The organism is Pedobacter sp. 01N416 (genome assembly GCF_056399685.1).
Genome location: NZ_JBFTRT010001034.1, coordinates 1 through 596, shown reverse-complemented (window position 1 = coordinate 596; position 596 = coordinate 1). Strand labels below are relative to the sequence as shown.

Sequence of the window (596 nt, the reverse complement as noted above, 5' to 3'; positions counted from 1 at the left end):
GCATCCCGTCCATTGAACAACAATATTCTTATATTAAGGCAGCTGCTTTCCTTTCGGAAAAGACTGGTAAGGGAAAAGGCTGGCCTGGAAAGTACTTTAAAAGAAAGGATATACATGTTTTCAACCGGCAAGGATGATAGGATCAGCAAGATTATCCGCTCAAAGATAAAGGCAGACCAAAAGCATCAGTCCGAAATAGAGGCTGAGATTGCCTTTATTATCAAGCAGGATGGAGAGATGCTTAAAAATTATCGTATAATAAGTAGTATAAAGGGAATCGGCAAGGTAAATGCTTGGATGACGATCGCCTACACGGAAAACTTTGCATCTTTTCCAGACGCAAGGAAGTATGCAGTTTACGTGGGGGTAATACCATTCGGAAATACATCTGGGACAACTATCAAGGGAAAGCCAAAGGTGAGTTATCTGGCACAAAAGGAACTAAAGCAGGAACTCAATCAGGCCGCAAAGTCTGCTATGCAACATGATCCCGAAATATCAGCTTATGCAGAACGTAAACAAAAGACCAAAGGCTATAATCTTGTTTTAAACAATGTGAAGTTCAAACTGATTTTAAGGATGTTCTCACTTGTTAA

The 596-nt window shown here is 40.1% G+C and carries 1 protein-coding gene; it reads left to right on the top strand.

Annotated elements, in window-relative coordinates; genetic code table 11:
- Window positions 1–114 precede the first annotated feature (114 nt).
- Window positions 115–596: transposase (locus tag AC1DND_RS29090; protein ID WP_477586478.1), on the top strand; the 482-nt coding region annotated here is incomplete at its 3' end.